General features: G+C 67.1%; 12 protein-coding genes. 5 read left to right on the forward strand and 7 right to left on the reverse strand.

The features are described 5' to 3' along the window. Window positions 1-114 precede the first annotated feature (114 nt). Genes BCL79_RS09550 through BCL79_RS09560 form a run of 3 tightly spaced genes read left to right on the forward strand, consistent with a single transcriptional unit; the run spans window position 115 to window position 7447 of the window. Window positions 115-1281 (forward strand): MdtA/MuxA family multidrug efflux RND transporter periplasmic adaptor subunit, encoded by a 1167-nt coding sequence (locus tag BCL79_RS09550; protein WP_121040319.1) that lies wholly within the window; start codon window positions 115-117, stop codon window positions 1279-1281. Then, a complete protein-coding gene (locus BCL79_RS09555) occupies window positions 1278-4385 on the forward strand; it encodes an MdtB/MuxB family multidrug efflux RND transporter permease subunit (RefSeq protein WP_121040321.1) in 3108 nt (1035 codons plus the stop codon). The genes BCL79_RS09550 and BCL79_RS09555 overlap by 4 nt, the downstream gene beginning before the upstream one ends. Then, window positions 4382-7447, forward strand: coding sequence for an efflux RND transporter permease subunit (locus BCL79_RS09560; protein ID WP_121040323.1), 3066 nt, complete (start codon window positions 4382-4384; stop codon window positions 7445-7447). The genes BCL79_RS09555 and BCL79_RS09560 overlap by 4 nt, the downstream gene beginning before the upstream one ends. Window positions 7448-7576: 129 nt before the next feature. Here BCL79_RS09560 and aroG read toward each other — a convergent pair whose 3' ends face one another. The 4 genes from aroG to BCL79_RS09580 form a co-directional block, all read right to left on the reverse strand. Then, window positions 7577-8650 carry a 3-deoxy-7-phosphoheptulonate synthase AroG gene (gene aroG, locus BCL79_RS09565; RefSeq protein WP_121040325.1) on the reverse strand — a complete coding sequence of 358 codons (1074 nt, stop codon included), beginning with the start codon at window positions 8648-8650 and terminating at the stop codon, window positions 7577-7579. Window positions 8651-8921: 271 nt separating this feature from the next. Further along, window positions 8922-9269, reverse strand: coding sequence for a DUF6616 family protein (locus tag BCL79_RS09570; protein ID WP_121040327.1), 348 nt, complete (start codon window positions 9267-9269; stop codon window positions 8922-8924). A 14-nt stretch (window positions 9270-9283) separates the two neighbouring features. Beyond that, window positions 9284-10024, reverse strand: coding sequence for a DNA alkylation repair protein (locus tag BCL79_RS09575; protein ID WP_121040329.1), 741 nt, complete (start codon window positions 10022-10024; stop codon window positions 9284-9286). Continuing rightward, window positions 10021-10515 carry a MarR family winged helix-turn-helix transcriptional regulator gene (locus tag BCL79_RS09580; RefSeq protein WP_121040331.1) on the reverse strand — a complete coding sequence of 165 codons (495 nt, stop codon included), beginning with the start codon at window positions 10513-10515 and terminating at the stop codon, window positions 10021-10023. The genes BCL79_RS09575 and BCL79_RS09580 overlap by 4 nt, the downstream gene beginning before the upstream one ends. A 49-nt stretch (window positions 10516-10564) precedes the next feature. On the opposite strand from BCL79_RS09580, the gene BCL79_RS09585 reads away from it, so the two are divergent. After that, entirely contained in the window at window positions 10565-10930 is a 366-nt protein-coding gene (locus BCL79_RS09585) for a hypothetical protein (RefSeq protein ID WP_147433882.1), read from the forward strand. Window positions 10931-10971: 41 nt separating this feature from the next. On the opposite strand, the gene BCL79_RS09590 is transcribed toward BCL79_RS09585, so the two are convergent. Continuing rightward, window positions 10972-12021 (reverse strand): LLM class oxidoreductase, encoded by a 1050-nt coding sequence (locus tag BCL79_RS09590; protein WP_121040335.1) that lies wholly within the window; start codon window positions 12019-12021, stop codon window positions 10972-10974. A gap of 16 nt (window positions 12022-12037) precedes the next feature. Then, the gene (locus tag BCL79_RS09595; RefSeq protein WP_121040337.1) at window positions 12038-12673 is read right to left on the reverse strand and encodes a glutathione S-transferase family protein; all 636 of its coding nucleotides are present in this window, start codon (window positions 12671-12673) and stop codon (window positions 12038-12040) included. Between the two features lie 166 nt (window positions 12674-12839). Here BCL79_RS09595 and BCL79_RS09600 point away from each other — a divergent pair, with 166 nt between their 5' ends. Further along, window positions 12840-13739: a LysR substrate-binding domain-containing protein gene (locus BCL79_RS09600; protein ID WP_121040340.1), complete on the forward strand. Its 900-nt coding sequence runs from the start codon at window positions 12840-12842 to the stop codon at window positions 13737-13739. Window positions 13740-13871: 132 nt separating this feature from the next. Here the strand turns inward: BCL79_RS09600 and groL are convergent, their stop codons facing one another. Beyond that, complete coding sequence (groL, locus tag BCL79_RS09605) at window positions 13872-15521, reverse strand: chaperonin GroEL (RefSeq protein ID WP_019183552.1); 1650 nt, start codon at window positions 15519-15521, stop codon at window positions 13872-13874. Between the last annotated feature and the right edge of the window lie 33 nt (window positions 15522-15554).

Here is a 15554-nt window from a genome sequence, read left to right on the forward strand (position 1 = left end):
CACGCGGCGGTGTTCCACCCGCTGCCCCGCCAGACACCCTCTCCCCCGTTGACCTGCCGCCGTCGGCCGGTCCCCATGGACGCACTGCTCCGGTGGAGGGTGCGCAGGATGCGTATGTCCGCTTCAACGCCCCCGTCGTCTCGCCGTCGTTTCGCCACACCGCTGTTGATCGCTGCCGGTGTCGGCCTGGCCGCCATCGCTGCATGGAAACTGCTCTCGCCCGCCCCCGCCGCCGGCCCGTCCGGGGGTCCGCAGCCGACCCCGGTGCGTGTGGCCACCGCGACGCAGGAAGACCTGGTGGTGCGCCTGAAAGCGCTGGGCACGGTGACCCCGCTGCATACGGTGAGCATCCGCAGCCGCGTGGATGGCGAGCTGCTGCGGCTGGCATTCTCCGAGGGCCAGCACGTCACCGCCGGCGAGCTGCTGGCCGAGATCGATCCGCGCCCGTTCCAGGTGCAGCTCTCGCGTGCGCTGGGTACCCAGCAGCAGAACCTGGCCGAGTTGGACAATGCCGAAAGCCAGCTCAAGCGCTTCGCCGAACTGCAAAGCAAGCACTTCGTCTCCGCGCAGGACCTCAGTGATCAGCAAAGCAAGGTCCGCCAGCTGCAGGGCCGCCGCCAGACCGACCAGGCGGCGGTGGATGAAGCACGCCTGCAGCTGCAGTACACCCGCATCACCGCACCGGTGGCCGGGCGCATGGGCCTGCGCAACGTCGATGTCGGCAACCTGGTGCGCAGTGGCGATACCGAGCCGCTGGCCACCATCACCCAGACCACCCCGATCAGCGTGCTGTTCACCGTGCCCGAGCCGGACCTGCCGGCGGTGGTGGCTGCCGCACGCGCCAATCCCCGGCTGACCGTGGAAGCCTGGGACCGCGAGGAGCGCACTGCACTGGGCGACGGGGTGCTCTCCAGCCTGGACAACCGCATCGATACCGCCACCGGCACGCTGAAACTGCGCGCGCAGTTCGCCAATACCGATGAATCACTGTTCCCCAACCAGTTCGTCAACGTGCGTCTGCAGGTCAGCAGCAGCGATGCGGTGGTGATTCCCAATGCCGCCGTGCAGTTCGGCAGCAAGGGCAGCTACGTCTATGTGATCGCGGCCGATGACACCTCATCGCTGCGCACCGTGGTGCTCGGCCCGGCCGATGGCGAACGCGTCTCGGTGCGCGAAGGCCTCAAGGCCGGCGAGCGCGTGGTGGTGGAAGGCATCGACGGGCTGCGCGAAGGCGCCAAGGTCGAGGTGGTGGAGCAGGACCCGCCACGGACCGGCGCATGAACCTCTCGCGCCCCTTCATCGAGCGCCCGGTCGCGACCACGCTGCTGATGGTGGCGCTGCTGCTGTCCGGCGTGATGGCCTACCGCCTGCTGCCGGTCGCGGCACTGCCGCAGGTCGATTACCCGATCATCCAGATCACCACGCTGTATCCCGGCGCCAGCCCGGATGTCACCACCAGCGCGGTCACCGCGCCGCTGGAACGCCAGCTCGGGCAGATTCCCGGCCTGAAGCAGATGTCCTCGACCAGCTCCGGCGGCGCGTCGGTGATCACCCTGCAGTTCTCGCTGGAGGTCGCGCTCGGCGTGGCCGAGCAGGAAGTGCAGGCCGCGATCAACGCCGCCGACAGCTTCCTGCCCGACGACCTGCCGGTGCCGCCGGTGTACCGCAAGGTCAACCCGGCTGACACCCCGATCCTGACCCTGGCAGTGACCTCGCAGGGCCTCTCGCTCCCGCAGGTGCACGATCTGGTCGATACCCGCATGGCGCAGCGGCTCTCGCAGCTGCCTGGGGTCGGGCTGGTCAGCCTCGCTGGTGGGCAGCGCCCGGCGGTGCGCATCCAGGTCAATCCGTCCGCGCTGGCCGCCAACGGGCTGAGCATGGCCAGCATCCGCACCGCGATCGGCACGGCCAACGTCAACCTGCCCAAGGGCAGCTTCGACGGGCCGACCCGAGCGATCATGCTCGATGCCAACGATCAGATGCGCTCGGTGGCCGAGTACCGCGCCCTGATCCTGGCCTGGAAGGATGGCGCACCGCTGCGTCTGGGCGACGTGGCCACCATCGAAGACGGCGCCGAGAACCGCCAGCTCGCCGCGTGGTCGGGCACCACCCCGGCCGTGCTGATCAACATCCAGCGCCAGCCCGGCGCGAACGTCATCGCCGTGGTCGACCAGGTGCGTGCGCTGCTGCCGCAGCTGCAATCCTCGCTGCCGGCCGGTGTGGATGTGGCCATCCTCAGCGATCGCACCGAATCGATCCGCGCGTCCATCCGTGGCGTGCAGCACGAGCTGCTGATCGCGATCGCGCTGGTGGTGATGGTCACCTTCCTGTTCCTGCGCAACATCCCGGCCACGATCATTCCCAGCATCGCGGTCCCGCTGTCGCTGGTCGGCACGTTCGGGGTGATGCTGCTGGCCGGCTTCTCGCTCAACAACCTCACGCTGATGGCGCTGACCATCGCCACCGGTTTCGTGGTGGACGATGCGATCGTGATGCTGGAGAACATCGCCCGTCATCTGGAGCGCGGTGCCACGCCGATGCAGGCAGCACTGAAGGGCGCCAGGCAGATCGGCTTCACCCTGATCTCGCTGACCCTGTCGCTGATCGCGGTGCTGATCCCCCTGCTGTTCATGGCCGACGTGGTCGGCAAGCTGTTCCACGAATTCGCGATCACCTTGGCGGTGGCGATCGGCATCTCGCTGCTGGTCTCGCTGACGCTGACGCCGATGATGTGCGCGCGCCTGCTCAAGGCCGGCCACGCCACCCGTCGCGATGCCGATGGGCAGGAATCGGCGCAGCAGGGCGACCCGTTCGACCGCGTGGTGGCGGTCTACGATCGCCAGCTGCACTGGGTGCTGCAGCGCCAGCCGCTGATGCTGGCCGCCACTGTCGCCACACTGGTGCTGACGGCGCTGCTGTACGTGTGGGTGCCCAAGGGCTTCTTCCCGGTGCAGGATGCCGGGCTGATCCAGGGCATCAGCGAGGCACCGCAGTCGATCTCCTTCCAGGCGATGGCGCAGCGCCAGCAGGCGTTGTCGGCGGCGTTGCTGGAGGATGAGGACGTGGCCAGCCTGTCCTCGTTCATCGGCGTGGACGGCAACAACGCCACGCTCAACAGCGGGCGTCTTCTGATCGAATTGAGACCGCACGCACAGCGCGATGCCGATGCGCAGGCGATCATCGCGCGGCTGCAGCAGCGCGTGGCGCATGTCCCGGGCATCAGGCTGTATCTGCAACCGGTGCAGGAACTGGGCATCGAAGACCGGATCAGCCGTACCCAATACCAGTTCACCCTGACCAGCCCGGATATCGCGCAGCTGGAGACGTGGACGCCGCGCCTGCTCGCGCATCTGCAGCAGGCACCGGCACTGGCCGACGTCGCCAGTGATCTGCAGAACCAAGGCCTGCAGGCGCATGTGGTGATCGACCGGGTCGCCGCGGCGCGGCTGGGGATCAGCGTGGAGACCATTGCCGATGCGCTGTACGACGCGTTCGGGCAGCGCCAGATCTCGACCATCTTCACCCAGGCCAACCAGTACCGCGTGGTGCTGGAAGCGCGCCCCGACGTGGCTTTCGGCCCGGATGCGATCGCCCGCCTGCACGTCACCGGGCCGGACGGGCGGCAGGTGCCGCTGGGCGGCATCGCCCGGATCGAACAGCGCCCCGCGCAGCTGCTGATCAACCATGTCGGCCAGTTCCCGGCGGTGACGTTCTCCTTCAACCTCGCCCCGCAGGCATCGCTGGGCGAAGCGGTGCAGGCCATCGAAGGCGCACGCGCCGCGATCGGCCTGCCGGCCAGCGTAGAGCTTCGCCTGCAGGGGGCGGCCGATGCGTTCCGCGCGTCGCTGTCCAGCACGTTGTGGCTGGTGCTGGCGGCGGTGGTGGTGATGTACCTGGTGCTGGGCGTGCTCTATGAGAGCTTCATCCATCCGATCACCATTCTCTCCACCCTGCCCTCGGCCACGGTGGGCGCGTTGCTTGCGTTGCTGGTCAGCGGGCGCAGCCTGGACCTGATCGCGGTGATCGGCATCGTGCTGCTGATCGGGCTGGTCAAGAAGAACGCGATCATGATGATCGACTTCGCGCTGGAGGCCGAGCGCGAGCACGGCATGGCGCCACGTCAGGCGATCCACCAGGCCGCCCTGCTGCGCTTCCGGCCGATCCTGATGACCACGCTGGCCGCGCTGTTCGGCGCGATCCCGCTGATGTTCGCCAGTGGCTCGGGCGCGGAGCTGCGCCAGCCGCTGGGCCTGGTGATGGTGGGCGGGCTGATCGTCAGCCAGGTGCTGACCCTGTTCACCACGCCGGTGATCTACCTGTTCTTCGAGCGCTTCCGCCAACGTCCCGCACCGGCTGCCGACGCGGCTGACGAGGCGCTGGCGTGAGTCCGCTGTCGCGGGCGATCGGCTGGTTCGTGCAGCATCCCGTCGCCACCGTGCTGCTGGCGGTGGCGGTGGTGCTGGCGGGCCTGCTCGGGCTGCGCCTGCTGCCGGTCGCGCCGTTGCCGCAGGTCGACTACCCGGCGATCAACGTCAGCGCGAGCCTGCCCGGCGCGAGCCCGGAATCGATGGCGGCCAACGTCGCCACGCCGCTGGAACGTGCGCTGGGCACCATACCGGGGCTGACCGGGATCGACTCGGCCAGCACCCAGGGCTCGACCCAGGTCGAACTGAAGTTCGCACTCGGCCGCAACGTGGACGATGCCGCGCGCGATGTGCAGGCCGCGATCAACGCCGCGCGCGCGCAGCTGCCCAGCGGCATGCCGGGCATGCCGCAGTACCGCAAGGTGAATCCATCGCAGGCGCCGATCATGGCGCTGGCGCTGAGTTCGGACAGTCTCGCGCCGGGCCAGATCTACGACGTGGCCTCCACCGTGATCGCGCAGAAGCTGGCGCAGATTCCCGGTGTCGGCGAGGTGCAGGTGGGGGGCAGTTCGCTGCCGGCGGTGCGCGTCTCGCTGGATCCCAATGCACTCAACCATCACCGCATCGCGCTGGACGACATCGCCGCGGCGATCCGCAACGCCAACGCGCTCAAGCCACTGGGCACGGTGGCCAGCCAGGCCCAGCAGTGGCAGCTGGAAGCCACCCTGCAGCTGCGTACCGCCGCCGAGTACCGCCGCCTGATCGTGGCCATGCGCGATGGCCGGCCGGTGTACCTGGAGGATGTGGCCGGGATCCGCGAAGGCGTCGAAGACCGCTACGCCAGCGGCTTCCACAACGAGCGCCCGGCGGTGCTGCTGATCGTCAGCCGCCAGCCGGATGCCAACATCATCGAGACCGTCGACGCCATCCAGGCGCAGATGGACACACTGCAGGCACTGCTGCCGGCCACCATCGACATGCAGGTGGTGATGGACCGTTCGCCGGTGATCCGCGCCACCCTGCGCGAGGCCGAACTGACCCTGCTGCTGGCCATCGCCCTGGTGGTGCTGGTGGTCCTGGCCTTCCTGGGCCACTGGCGTGCGGCGCTGGTGCCAACCGTGGCGATTCCGGTCTCGCTGCTGGGCGCGCTGGCGATCATCGCCCTGCTCGGGTTCTCGCTCAACACGCTCTCGCTGATGGCGCTGATCGTGGCGGCGGTGCTGGTGGTCGACGATGCGATCGTGGTGCTGGAAAACATCGCCCGCCATCGTGAGGAGGGCGCTTCGCCGATGACCGCCGCGCTGCGCGGCGCCGGTGAAGTCGGAGCCACGCTGCTGTCGATGAACATCGCGCTGGCCGTGGTGTTCATCTCGATCCTGTTCCTGGATGACTTCGTCGAGAAGCTCTTCCGCGAGTTCTCGCTGACCCTGGTGGCGGCGATGGGCGTCTCGCTGCTGGTTTCGCTGAGCCTGACCCCGATGCTGTGCGCACGCCTGCTCGGGCAGCCCCGGCCGGGCCCCGGCAATGTGCTGCAGCGCGCTGGCACCGCGCTGTTCGAACGCCTGCGCGGTGCCTATGTGGGCAGCCTGCAGACGATGCTGCGCTGGCTCGCGCTGCCGCTGCTGCTGTTCGCCGGCGTGATCGCGCTGAATGTGTGGCTGTTCCAGCAGGTGCCCAAGGGCATCGTGCCCAAGCAGGACACCGCGCAGCTGCGTGGCTTCGCGCGCGGCGACGACGGCCTCTCGTTCCAGGTCATGCAGCCCAAGATCGAGGCCTACCGCAAACTGCTGCTGGCGGACCCTGCGATCAGCGACATCATCGGGTACATCGGCGGCCGCAGCGGGGTCAACAACGCCTTCATCATGATCAAGATGAAGCCGCTGGCCGAGCGCAAGGTCTCCAGCCAGCAGGTGATCGACCGCCTGCGCGCCAACATGCCGAAGATTCCCGGTGGCGGCATGTTCCTGTGGGTGGACCAGGACATCAAGCTGGAAGGCAGCGGTGACAGCGGCCAGTACGAGTTCCAGCTGCTCTCCGGCGAACTGGAACCGCTGCGGCACTGGACGCCCAAGGTGGCCGATGCACTGCGCGCCCTGCCCGAGCTGGTCGATGTGGAATCCAAGGGCGATGAAGGCATGCGCCAGGTGGTGCTCGACATCGACCGCGATGCCGCCGCCCGCCTGGGCGTGGACATGCGCATGATCGCCTCGGTGCTCAACAACGCCTTCAGCCAACGCCAGGTCGCTACGCTGTACGACACCCTCAACCAATACCGCGTGGTGATGGAGCTGGACCCGCGCTACACCCAGGATCCCTCCACGCTGCAGCAGATCCATGTGATCGGCAAGGACGGTCAGCGCTTGCCGCTGTCCTCGATTGCCAGCTGGTCCTACGGCATGGCACCGGACCGCATTTACCACAGCCAGCAGTTTGCCTCGGTCTGGATCGAGTTCGCGCTGGCGCCCGGCGTGACCCTGGACCAGGCGGTGAAGGCGGTGGACCGCGCGATGGCCGGGATCATGCTGCCCACCCACGTGCAGGCCAGGCTGAGTGGCGAGGCCGGTGGCTTCGAGAAGCTGCGCGAGCGCCAGCTGTGGTTGATCGTGGGCGCGATGCTGGCGGTGTATCTGGTATTGGGCGTGCTGTATGAAAGCTTCGTGCAGCCGCTGGCGATCCTCTCCACCCTGCCCTCGGCCGGCGTTGGCGCCTTGCTGGCGCTGATGGCCTTCGGCAACGAGTTGAACCTGATCTCGCTGCTCGGCCTGTTCCTGCTGGTGGGCGTGGTCATGAAGAACACCATCCTGATCATCGACTTCGCGCTGTCGGCCGAACGCGAGCGCGGGCAGTCGTCGTATGACGCGATCTGCGAGGCGGCGCGGCTGCGGTTCCGCCCGATCCTGATGACCAGCGTGGCCGCGTTGCTGGGCACGTTGCCGCTGATGCTGGCCACCGGCGAAGGCTGGGAGATGCGCCAGCCGCTGGGCATCGCGATCGTCGGTGGTCTGCTGGTCAGCCAGTGGCTGACCCTGTACACCACGCCGGCGATCTATCTGGCGTTGGCGAGGCTGCGGCGCGCCTCATGATCAGCGGGTGCGCGACGCACTGCGGGTAACGCCACGCCATGCGTGGCTGCTTCTGCATATGGTGTTGCGGCGCTGCGGTACTCAGCGCAGCCACCCAAGGGGTGGCTCTACCCCCGGCTCAAAGCAGATTCATGCCGCTTCGCTGATCCGCGCCGCCCGCCGCGCACGCACCGCTTCAGCGAGGCTTTCCAGTACCTCCAGCGAGCTGTCCCAGCCGATGCAGCCATCGGTGATGCTCTGGCCGTAGGTCAGCGGCTGGCCGTCGACCAGGTCCTGCCGGCCGGCCACCAGATGGCTCTCGACCATGACGCCGACGATGCGCTCTTCGCCATTGGCCAGCTGGGCGTTGATGTCGGCGATGACCTTGGGCTGGTTTTCCGGGTTCTTGCTGCTGTTGGCGTGGCTGGCATCGATCATGATGCGCGCGGCCAGGTGCGACTTGGCCAGGGTCTGGCTGGTCGCTTCAACGTGGTCGGCATCGTAGTTGGGCGTCTTTCCGCCACGCAGGATCACGTGGCAGTCCGGATTGCCGGCAGTGGCCACGATGGCGGTGCCGCCTTCCTTGGTGACCGAGAGGAAGTGATGCGGGTTGGACGCCGCACCGATCGCATCGGCGGCGATCTTGATGTTGCCGTCGGTGCCGTTCTTGAATCCGACCGGGCAGGACAACCCCGAGGCCAGTTCGCGATGTACCTGGCTTTCGGTGGTGCGTGCGCCGATCGCGCCCCAGGCGACCAGGTCGGCGATGTACTGCGGCGAGATCACGTCGAGGAACTCGACGCCGGCCGGCAGGCCGAGCTTGTTGATGTCGCGCAGCAGACCACGCGCCACGCGCAGGCCCTTGTTGATGTTGAAGCTGCCATCCAGGTCCGGATCGTTGATCAGGCCTTTCCAGCCCACCGTGGTGCGGGGCTTTTCGAAGTACACGCGCATGACGATTTCCAGCTCGTCGGCGTAAGCGTCGCGCAGCGGCTTGAGGCGCTGGGCGTACTCGATGGCGGCCACCGGGTCGTGGATCGAGCACGGGCCGATCACCACCGCCAGGCGGTCATCGCGGCCGTGCAGGATCTCGTGCAGGGCCGCGCGGGAGGCGCTGACCGTATCGGAGGCTTCGTCGTCGCAGGGCAGCATCGCCAGCAGCTGCGCCGGCGGGGTCAACGGTTCAATCTTGCGGATGCGCAGGTCGTCGGTATGGGGGGGCATGGGGTAACTCCTTGGAAGTGGGGGTCCCCAGCGCGGCGGCAACAAAAAAGCCGCCAGGTGCGCTGGCGGCTTTCGGGAATGCGTCTGAAATTTTCTTCAGGGTGAGCGCATGCCTTCCTCCGCCGGTGGCTTCGGAAAGTAATACCAAAAGTAGGAATTGGCGGGGCGTGCGTTCATTGGGGAGTATTGATAACACAGGGGTTTGGAGGTGCCAACTGTTTCATTCGCAACTGCGATGACCATTCAGCCGCTGCCGACCCGGCATGCACCATCACTCCCGCGGCAACGCCGCCAGCTCAGCCAGGTGCTGCTGCAGGGTGCCCGCTGCGCCCACCGCGTGCGTGGTGGTGAAGTACTCGTGCCAGCCGGTGGCCCCGATCGCGGCGAGCAAGGCATCGGCGTCGAGCCGTTCGGCGCACTGCCACACCGCATAGAACTGCTCGGCCGTGGTGTGCGGCACCTCCTGCTCGATACGGCCCATTGCTATCGGCGTGACGCGGGCGGGATCCACGTTCTGCATGCCCGCGCCGATGCGGGCGAAGAGCGCCCCGCGCGATACCGGGTCCAGCGCGGTCCAGGCAGGGGTGGCGGTGTACAGCTCGATCAACATGTGCGACATGGCATTCCTTGAGGTCAGAGCGAGCGCAGTGCGCGCTTGCGGATATAGGTGTTGGCCGGATCATCGGCATGCCGCTGCTGCCATTCGCTGCACAGCGCGCGGACCCAATCGGGCTGGCTTTTGCCGGCGTCGTTGAGCCAGTTGCCTACCGAATCCTGCACGTAGCGCGAGGCGTCATGGCACAGCGCCTGCAGCAGCGGCAGGGCGTGGTGTGGCTCCTGCTTGAACAACGCGATGTGCGCGGCCCATACGCCACGCGGGCGCAGTGCTTCGCAGGCGAAGCGGCGTACGTTGGGTGAAGCGTCGGTGGTCCAGCCGTGCAGGTGCGTGAGCACGCGCAGCGGCTCGGCGACGACGTGGGGTCGCACCCCCAGCCATGCCCACTCGCGCACGCCGAAGTGCGCGTCATCGGCCAGCGCGCGCAGCGCATCCAGCTTGTGCTCCAGTGACAACGCCGGGTCGCTGCCGATCAGATAGCAGGCCCAGCCACGCACCGTGTCACTGGCATGGCGTGACCACTGCGCGTGATCGCCGTGACCATGCACGCGCAGCAGAGTGGCCGCGCCCTGCATGCGCAGGGTGATGCCGCGCTTGGCGGCGTTGCGCATCGGGGTGATCGCCGAGGCTGGCAAACCGGGTGCGACATTGGCCATCAGCTTGGCGAAATCGACGGCCAGCACTTCGGCCAAGTGCGTGGCTTCGGTTTCACCGCGATCCAGCTGTCCGCGTCGCTCGCGGGTGACGGCCGGTTTCATGCGGCACGTCCTGCGTCAGTGCGCGACCACACGCGTTGCAGCAGCGTGCCGAGCGTGCGCCGTTCCCTGGGGCTGATATCGGCGAACAGCGAGGCGATCCAGTGGGTCTGCTGGTCGAACAGTTGCGCGGCAAGCGCTTGGCCAGCCGGGGTCAGCCGCACGTGGATGCGGCGTTTGTCGTCCGGATCACTGTGGCGGCTCACCAGGTGCTCGCGCTCCAGGCCATCCAGCAGGCCGGTCACGGTGGCACGGGTGACACCGGCGCGCTCGGCCAACTGGTGCGGCGACAGTGCCGTGTCCGCGCCGCGCAGCAGGAACAGCAGCACGAAACGTCCTTCGCTCAGGCCCCGCGGTGCCAGACGACTCGCGCAGTCCTGGTCGATCGCGCTGGCCAGCGACAGCACCTGGAAACACAGCGCCAATTCCCCCGTATCCGGCTGGCCACGACGTTCCAGCTCGGTCAGGAAAGCCTGGTGTTTGATTTCCAGCATGCAGGCAGATCCGGAATAGTACGGCGGCTAATTATACCGCTGCTGCGACTTGTCTGACACCCCGCCGCGCTTTACCTCGCCCCGAGGACAGGCGAAGATCCGGGCCAGGATCACCCACAAGGATGCGTCGATGACCCCTTCCCAAGCTGACGCGATTGCCCAGGCCATCCTGCGGCCGGACAACAAGCGCGTGGCCGTCCAGCAACGTCAGCGCGTGCAGGCACAGCATCTGGCGCGGCAACGTGTTGCCGTTGCCGTCAGCCTGGTCGGCATGGCGCTGGGCGCGGCGGCAGCGATTTGGCTGCCCATGGCGTACGCGCAGGGAATGTTGGTGGGCGGCGCACTGTCCTTCCTGCTGGCGCATCTCGGCCTCGCTTGGCGCGAGCGTCGGCGCGCGGTGCGTTCTCCGGCCTGACAAATGCCGCGCCGTCCCTCATGGCGCAGCGGAGGGCATGCCTACCAGCGCGTGCCGGCCGGCAGCGCCCCGTCATGCGAAGGAAACAACGGCAGTACGTACTCGGCCAGTTCCTGCAGCACCTCGGCCGCCGGGCGCTGCGAGAACTGGATGCCGAGCGCAGCATGGTTCACGCCGGCACGCTGCCACTCGCCCAGCAGATCGATCAATCCGTTGCGGCCGGTTCTCAGCGTGTAGCCGCCATTGAGCGGCGTGCGGGGATGGTTCGGGTCCTCGACCAGATCCAGCCATTCGTTGGTGACATGCGGGCGGAAGCCACCGTCGGGGATGAGACGGCGCCATGCCTGGATCTTGTCGGCCAGGCGCTGCGGTCCGCCCGCGTGATGGGTTGCCTCGGGATAGGTCAGCCAACCATCGGCATGCTGCCCAACCCAGTCCAGTGTCTGGCGCGAGGTGCCGGTCACCAGCAGGGGAATCGCGCCGGACACCGGCTTGGGCAGCAGCTCTACGCCCTGCAGCGCGCCCAGTGCCGCGTCGATATGCAGGGGACCGTGCTGCAGCAACTGGCGGACATAGCCCACCGATGCGGCGAAGCGCTCGCCGCGGTCCGCATGCGCCAGGCCATACGCCGGGAATTCGACCGGACGATCGCCGGAGGCGATGCCCAGCACCAGCCGCCCACCGGACAGCTGGTCGATGGTGGTGGCCGACTTGGCCAGATCGATCGGGTGGCGCAGCGAGAAGATCGCACTGCCCGTGGCCAGCGCCAGCCGCTTCGTGCGCGCCGCCAGGAAGGCCAGATAGGTAAACGGATCGAACACCTGCCCGGCGTCGCCGAACAACGGGTCGAACAACGGTACATTGCGTACCCAGGCCGCAGCGAAGCCGTCACGGTCGAGCTGGCTCACCAGATCCGCCTGCCCGGCCAGCACCTGCATGTCGCCTTGATAGAAACGCAGGGGCAGGAACACACCCAGCGTCAGCGTCCCCTCGCGGAACATGCGCTGGTAACCGGCATGGCGGGCGAACGCCGGTGCGGATGCGCCGGTCTGCGGCGCCTGCACCGCAGTGATATCGGTCGAGAGGGTCATCGTGGTCGTTCCTGGGTCAGGGGCCGGTGGCCGGTTCGGGGAGCTGCACGCCGCGCTGCACCGCGGGCCGCTGTGACATGCGCAGGTGCCATGCACTCAAGTGCGGGTAAGCGCTGAAATCGAAGCCGATGAGCCGAGCGATATGGGTCCAGCCATAGCCGGCGATATCGGCGATTGAATACGCCTCGCCTGCCAGCCATGAGCGGCCTGTGAGGTGCTGGTCCAGGGTGGCGAAGAACTCGGCGCTCAGGCGCCGGTAGCGTTCGATGGCGGGTGCGTAGGGCGCGTCGGCGAACATCTCGACATGGACACGCTGCCCCAGGATCGGCCCGACGCTGGCGGAGTGGAACATCAACCAGGTGATGGCCTCCCAGCGCGCGCGTGGCGCGTCGGGCAACAGCCGTCCGCTCTGCTCGGCCAGATACAGCAGGATGGCGGCGGATTCGAACACGGTGATACCCGTCGCCTCGTCGACCAGCACCGGAATGCGGCCGTGCGGATGCAGTTGCAGGAAATCGGGATGGCGGTGCTCACCTTCGTCGATACGTACGTGATGCAGTACGTAAGGGATGCCGAGTTCTTCCAGCGCGATGGTGATCTTGAAGCCGTTGGGCGAGCTGTCGGTGTACAGGTGCAGCGAAACGGGGGACACAGCGGTCTCCTTGGCAGGCGGAACAGCGGGCGGGGTTCGCGTAGCAGTGTTGGATCAATGCAGCTGGACTAAACGACATCGATTCAACATGATCACGATGCTACGCAGGCCAACGCGCTCTGTAGAACGATTCTTCCTGCACTGCCAAGAGAGAAAATCTAAGGTCATGGGTGCCGTCCTTCCCCTGCTCGCGCTGCGCGCCTTCGTCGAAACCGGTCGTCATGGCAGCCTCAAGGCCGCTGCTGCGGTCATGGGGGTTACCCCGGGGGCGATCAGCCAGCAGCTCAAACTGCTGCAGGCGCGCACCGGCGTTGTGCTGTTTACCCGCACCCCTCACGGGGTCGCACTGACCCCGGCCGGCGCACAGGTGCACCCGGCCCTGCTGCGCGCGTTCGATCAGATCCAGGACAGCATGGCCACGCTGGACGCCATCCACGCGCGGCAGACCCTCACCCTCAGCACCGTGCCCAGCTTCGCCGCGTCCTGGCTGGTGCCGCGGCTGGGCCGGTTCACCGAACGCCACCCGGCGATCGAAGTGCGTGTGGAGGCCTCATCGGCGCTGGCGAATCTGCGTCGCGATCGCATCGACATCGCCATCCGCCACGGCCTCGGCGAGTATCCCGGCCTGGTCTCACGCCCGCTGGCGGCACCCGTGCTGTTGCCGGTGGCCTGCCCGGCGCTGCTCGCCGAGGGCCGGCCGATCCACTCGGCCATGGACTGCCTGCAGTACCCGCTGCTGCAGGATTCCGACCGCAGCGACTGGTCGCTGTGGTTCCGCGCGCTCGGTCTGCCGCCCGATCCGCGCATCGAACGTGGCCCGGCGTTCGATGATGACGTGTTGCTGATCCGCGCCGCAGAAGCGGGCCAGGGCATCGCGCTGGTGCGTGACCTGTATGTGGAATCCGAAGTCGCCAGCGGGCGGCTGGCCGTCGTACTGGATCAGCCGTGGCCAACGCAGTTTGCGTACTACGCCGTCACCCTGCCCGGCGCCGAGGAGAACCCGGCCATCGCGGCATTCCTGCGCTGGCTGGAGGATGAGATCCAGGCGCCGACCAGCGCGCTGTGAGCCCGTGATACGCGCACAAAAAAACCCCGCCTTCCGGCGGGGTTCTTCGTACTGCGTTGGCGCATGGCGGGTACCGACCAACAGTTGGTACCTACCGCTCCGATGCGTGCCGACCGAAGGCCGGCATCTACATCAGAAGTCCATGCCGCCCATGCCACCCATACCGCCCATGCCGCCGCCAGCTGCGCCAGCGCCGTCATCCTTCTTCGGGGCTTCGGCAACCATCGCTTCGGTGGTGATCATCAGGCCAGCGATCGAGGCTGCGTTCTGCAGCGCCGAACGGGTCACCTTGGTCGGGTCCAGGATGCCGAATTCCAGCATGTCGCCGAATTCGCCGGTGGCGGCGTTGTAGCCGAAGCTGCCGGTGCCTTCCTTGACCTTGTTGACGATCACGGACGGCTCTTCGCCAGCATTGGCCACGATTTCGCGCAGCGGGGCTTCCATCGCGCGCAGGGCGATCTGGATGCCGTGGTTCTGGTCTTCGTTGGCACCCTTCAGGCCGCTCAGCGCGGTGACCGCACGAACCAGCGCAACGCCGCCGCCCGGGACCACGCCTTCTTCAACGGCTGCACGGGTCGCGTGCAGGGCGTCGTCGACGCGATCCTTCTTTTCCTTCATTTCGATTTCGGTCGAGGCACCGACCTTGATCACGGCAACGCCGCCGGCCAGCTTGGCCACGCGTTCCTGCAGCTTCTCGCGGTCGTAATCCGAGGAGGTGTCTTCGATCTGGGTCTTGATCTGGGTGACACGCGCTTCGATGTTGGCCTTCTCGCCGGCGCCATCGATGATCGTGGTGTTTTCCTTGGAGACCTGCACCTTCTTGGCGCGGCCCAGGTCCTTGATCGTCGCCTTTTCCAGCGACAGACCGATTTCCTCGGAGATCACGGTGCCGCCGGTCAGCACGGCCATGTCTTCCAGCATCGCCTTGCGACGATCGCCGAAGCCTGGTGCCTTGACGGCCACGACCTTCACGATGCCACGGATGGTGTTGACCACCAGGGTCGCCAGCGCTTCGCCTTCGATGTCTTCGGCGATGATCAGCAGCGGCTTGCCGGCCTTGGCGACGCCTTCCAGCACGGGCAGCAGGTCGCGCACGTTGGAGATCTTCTTGTCGTGCAGCAGCACGTACGGATCATCCAGGTCAGCGGTCTGCGACTGCTGGTTGTTGATGAAGTACGGGGACAGGTAGCCACGGTCGAACTGCATGCCTTCCACGACGTCCAGCTCGTTGTCCAGGCCCGAGCCTTCTTCAACGGTGATGACGCCTTCCTTGGTCACGCGGCGCATCGCTTCGGCGATGATGTTGCCGATCGACTCGTCCGAGTTGGCCGAGATCGTGCCGACCTGGGCAATCGCCTTGTCGTCAGCGGTCGGCTTGGAGATGTTCTTCAGCTCGGCGACGGCGGCGATCACGGCCTTGTCGATACCGCGCTTGAGGTCCATCGGGTTCATGCCGGCAGCGACGGCTTTGGCGCCTTCGCGGATCAGGGCCTGGGCCAGCACGGTGGCGGTGGTGGTGCCGTCGCCGGCGTCATCGTTGGTGCGCGAAGCAACTTCCTTCACCATCTGCGCGCCCATGTTCTCGAACTTGTCAGCCAGTTCGATTTCCTTGGCGACGGAGACGCCGTCCTTGGTGATGGTCGGCGCGCCGAAGCTCTTTTCGAGCACGACGTTGCGGCCCTTCGGGCCCAGGGTGGCCTTGACGGCATTGGCGAGAACGTTGACGCCGCGAACCATGCGGGCGCGGGCGTCTTCACCGAAACGAATATCTTTGGCAGCCATTGCGATTACCTTTTTATGTAGAGCCGGGCGATG

The sequence above is a fragment of the Stenotrophomonas rhizophila genome, assembly GCF_003651185.1.
In the GTDB taxonomy this organism is placed as follows: Bacteria; Pseudomonadota; Gammaproteobacteria; order Xanthomonadales; family Xanthomonadaceae; genus Stenotrophomonas; species Stenotrophomonas maltophilia_Z.

What these genes read in the sequence shown, in the direction of transcription:
- BCL79_RS09550 (WP_121040319.1), top strand. Translation starts at nt 115, where the DNA reads ATGTCCGCTTCAACGCCCCCGTCGTCTCGCCGTCGTTTCGCCACACCG.
- BCL79_RS09555 (WP_121040321.1), top strand. Translation starts at nt 1,278, where the DNA reads ATGAACCTCTCGCGCCCCTTCATCGAGCGCCCGGTCGCGACCACGCTG.
- aroG (WP_121040325.1), bottom strand. Translation starts at nt 8,650, where the DNA reads ATGCCCCCCCATACCGACGACCTGCGCATCCGCAAGATTGAACCGTTG.
- BCL79_RS09570 (WP_121040327.1), bottom strand. Translation starts at nt 9,269, where the DNA reads ATGTCGCACATGTTGATCGAGCTGTACACCGCCACCCCTGCCTGGACC.
- BCL79_RS09575 (WP_121040329.1), bottom strand. Translation starts at nt 10,024, where the DNA reads ATGAAACCGGCCGTCACCCGCGAGCGACGCGGACAGCTGGATCGCGGT.
- BCL79_RS09580 (WP_121040331.1), bottom strand. Translation starts at nt 10,515, where the DNA reads ATGCTGGAAATCAAACACCAGGCTTTCCTGACCGAGCTGGAACGTCGT.
- BCL79_RS09590 (WP_121040335.1), bottom strand. Translation starts at nt 12,021, where the DNA reads ATGACCCTCTCGACCGATATCACTGCGGTGCAGGCGCCGCAGACCGGC.
- BCL79_RS09600 (WP_121040340.1), top strand. Translation starts at nt 12,840, where the DNA reads ATGGGTGCCGTCCTTCCCCTGCTCGCGCTGCGCGCCTTCGTCGAAACC.
- groL (WP_019183552.1), bottom strand. Translation starts at nt 15,521, where the DNA reads ATGGCTGCCAAAGATATTCGTTTCGGTGAAGACGCCCGCGCCCGCATG.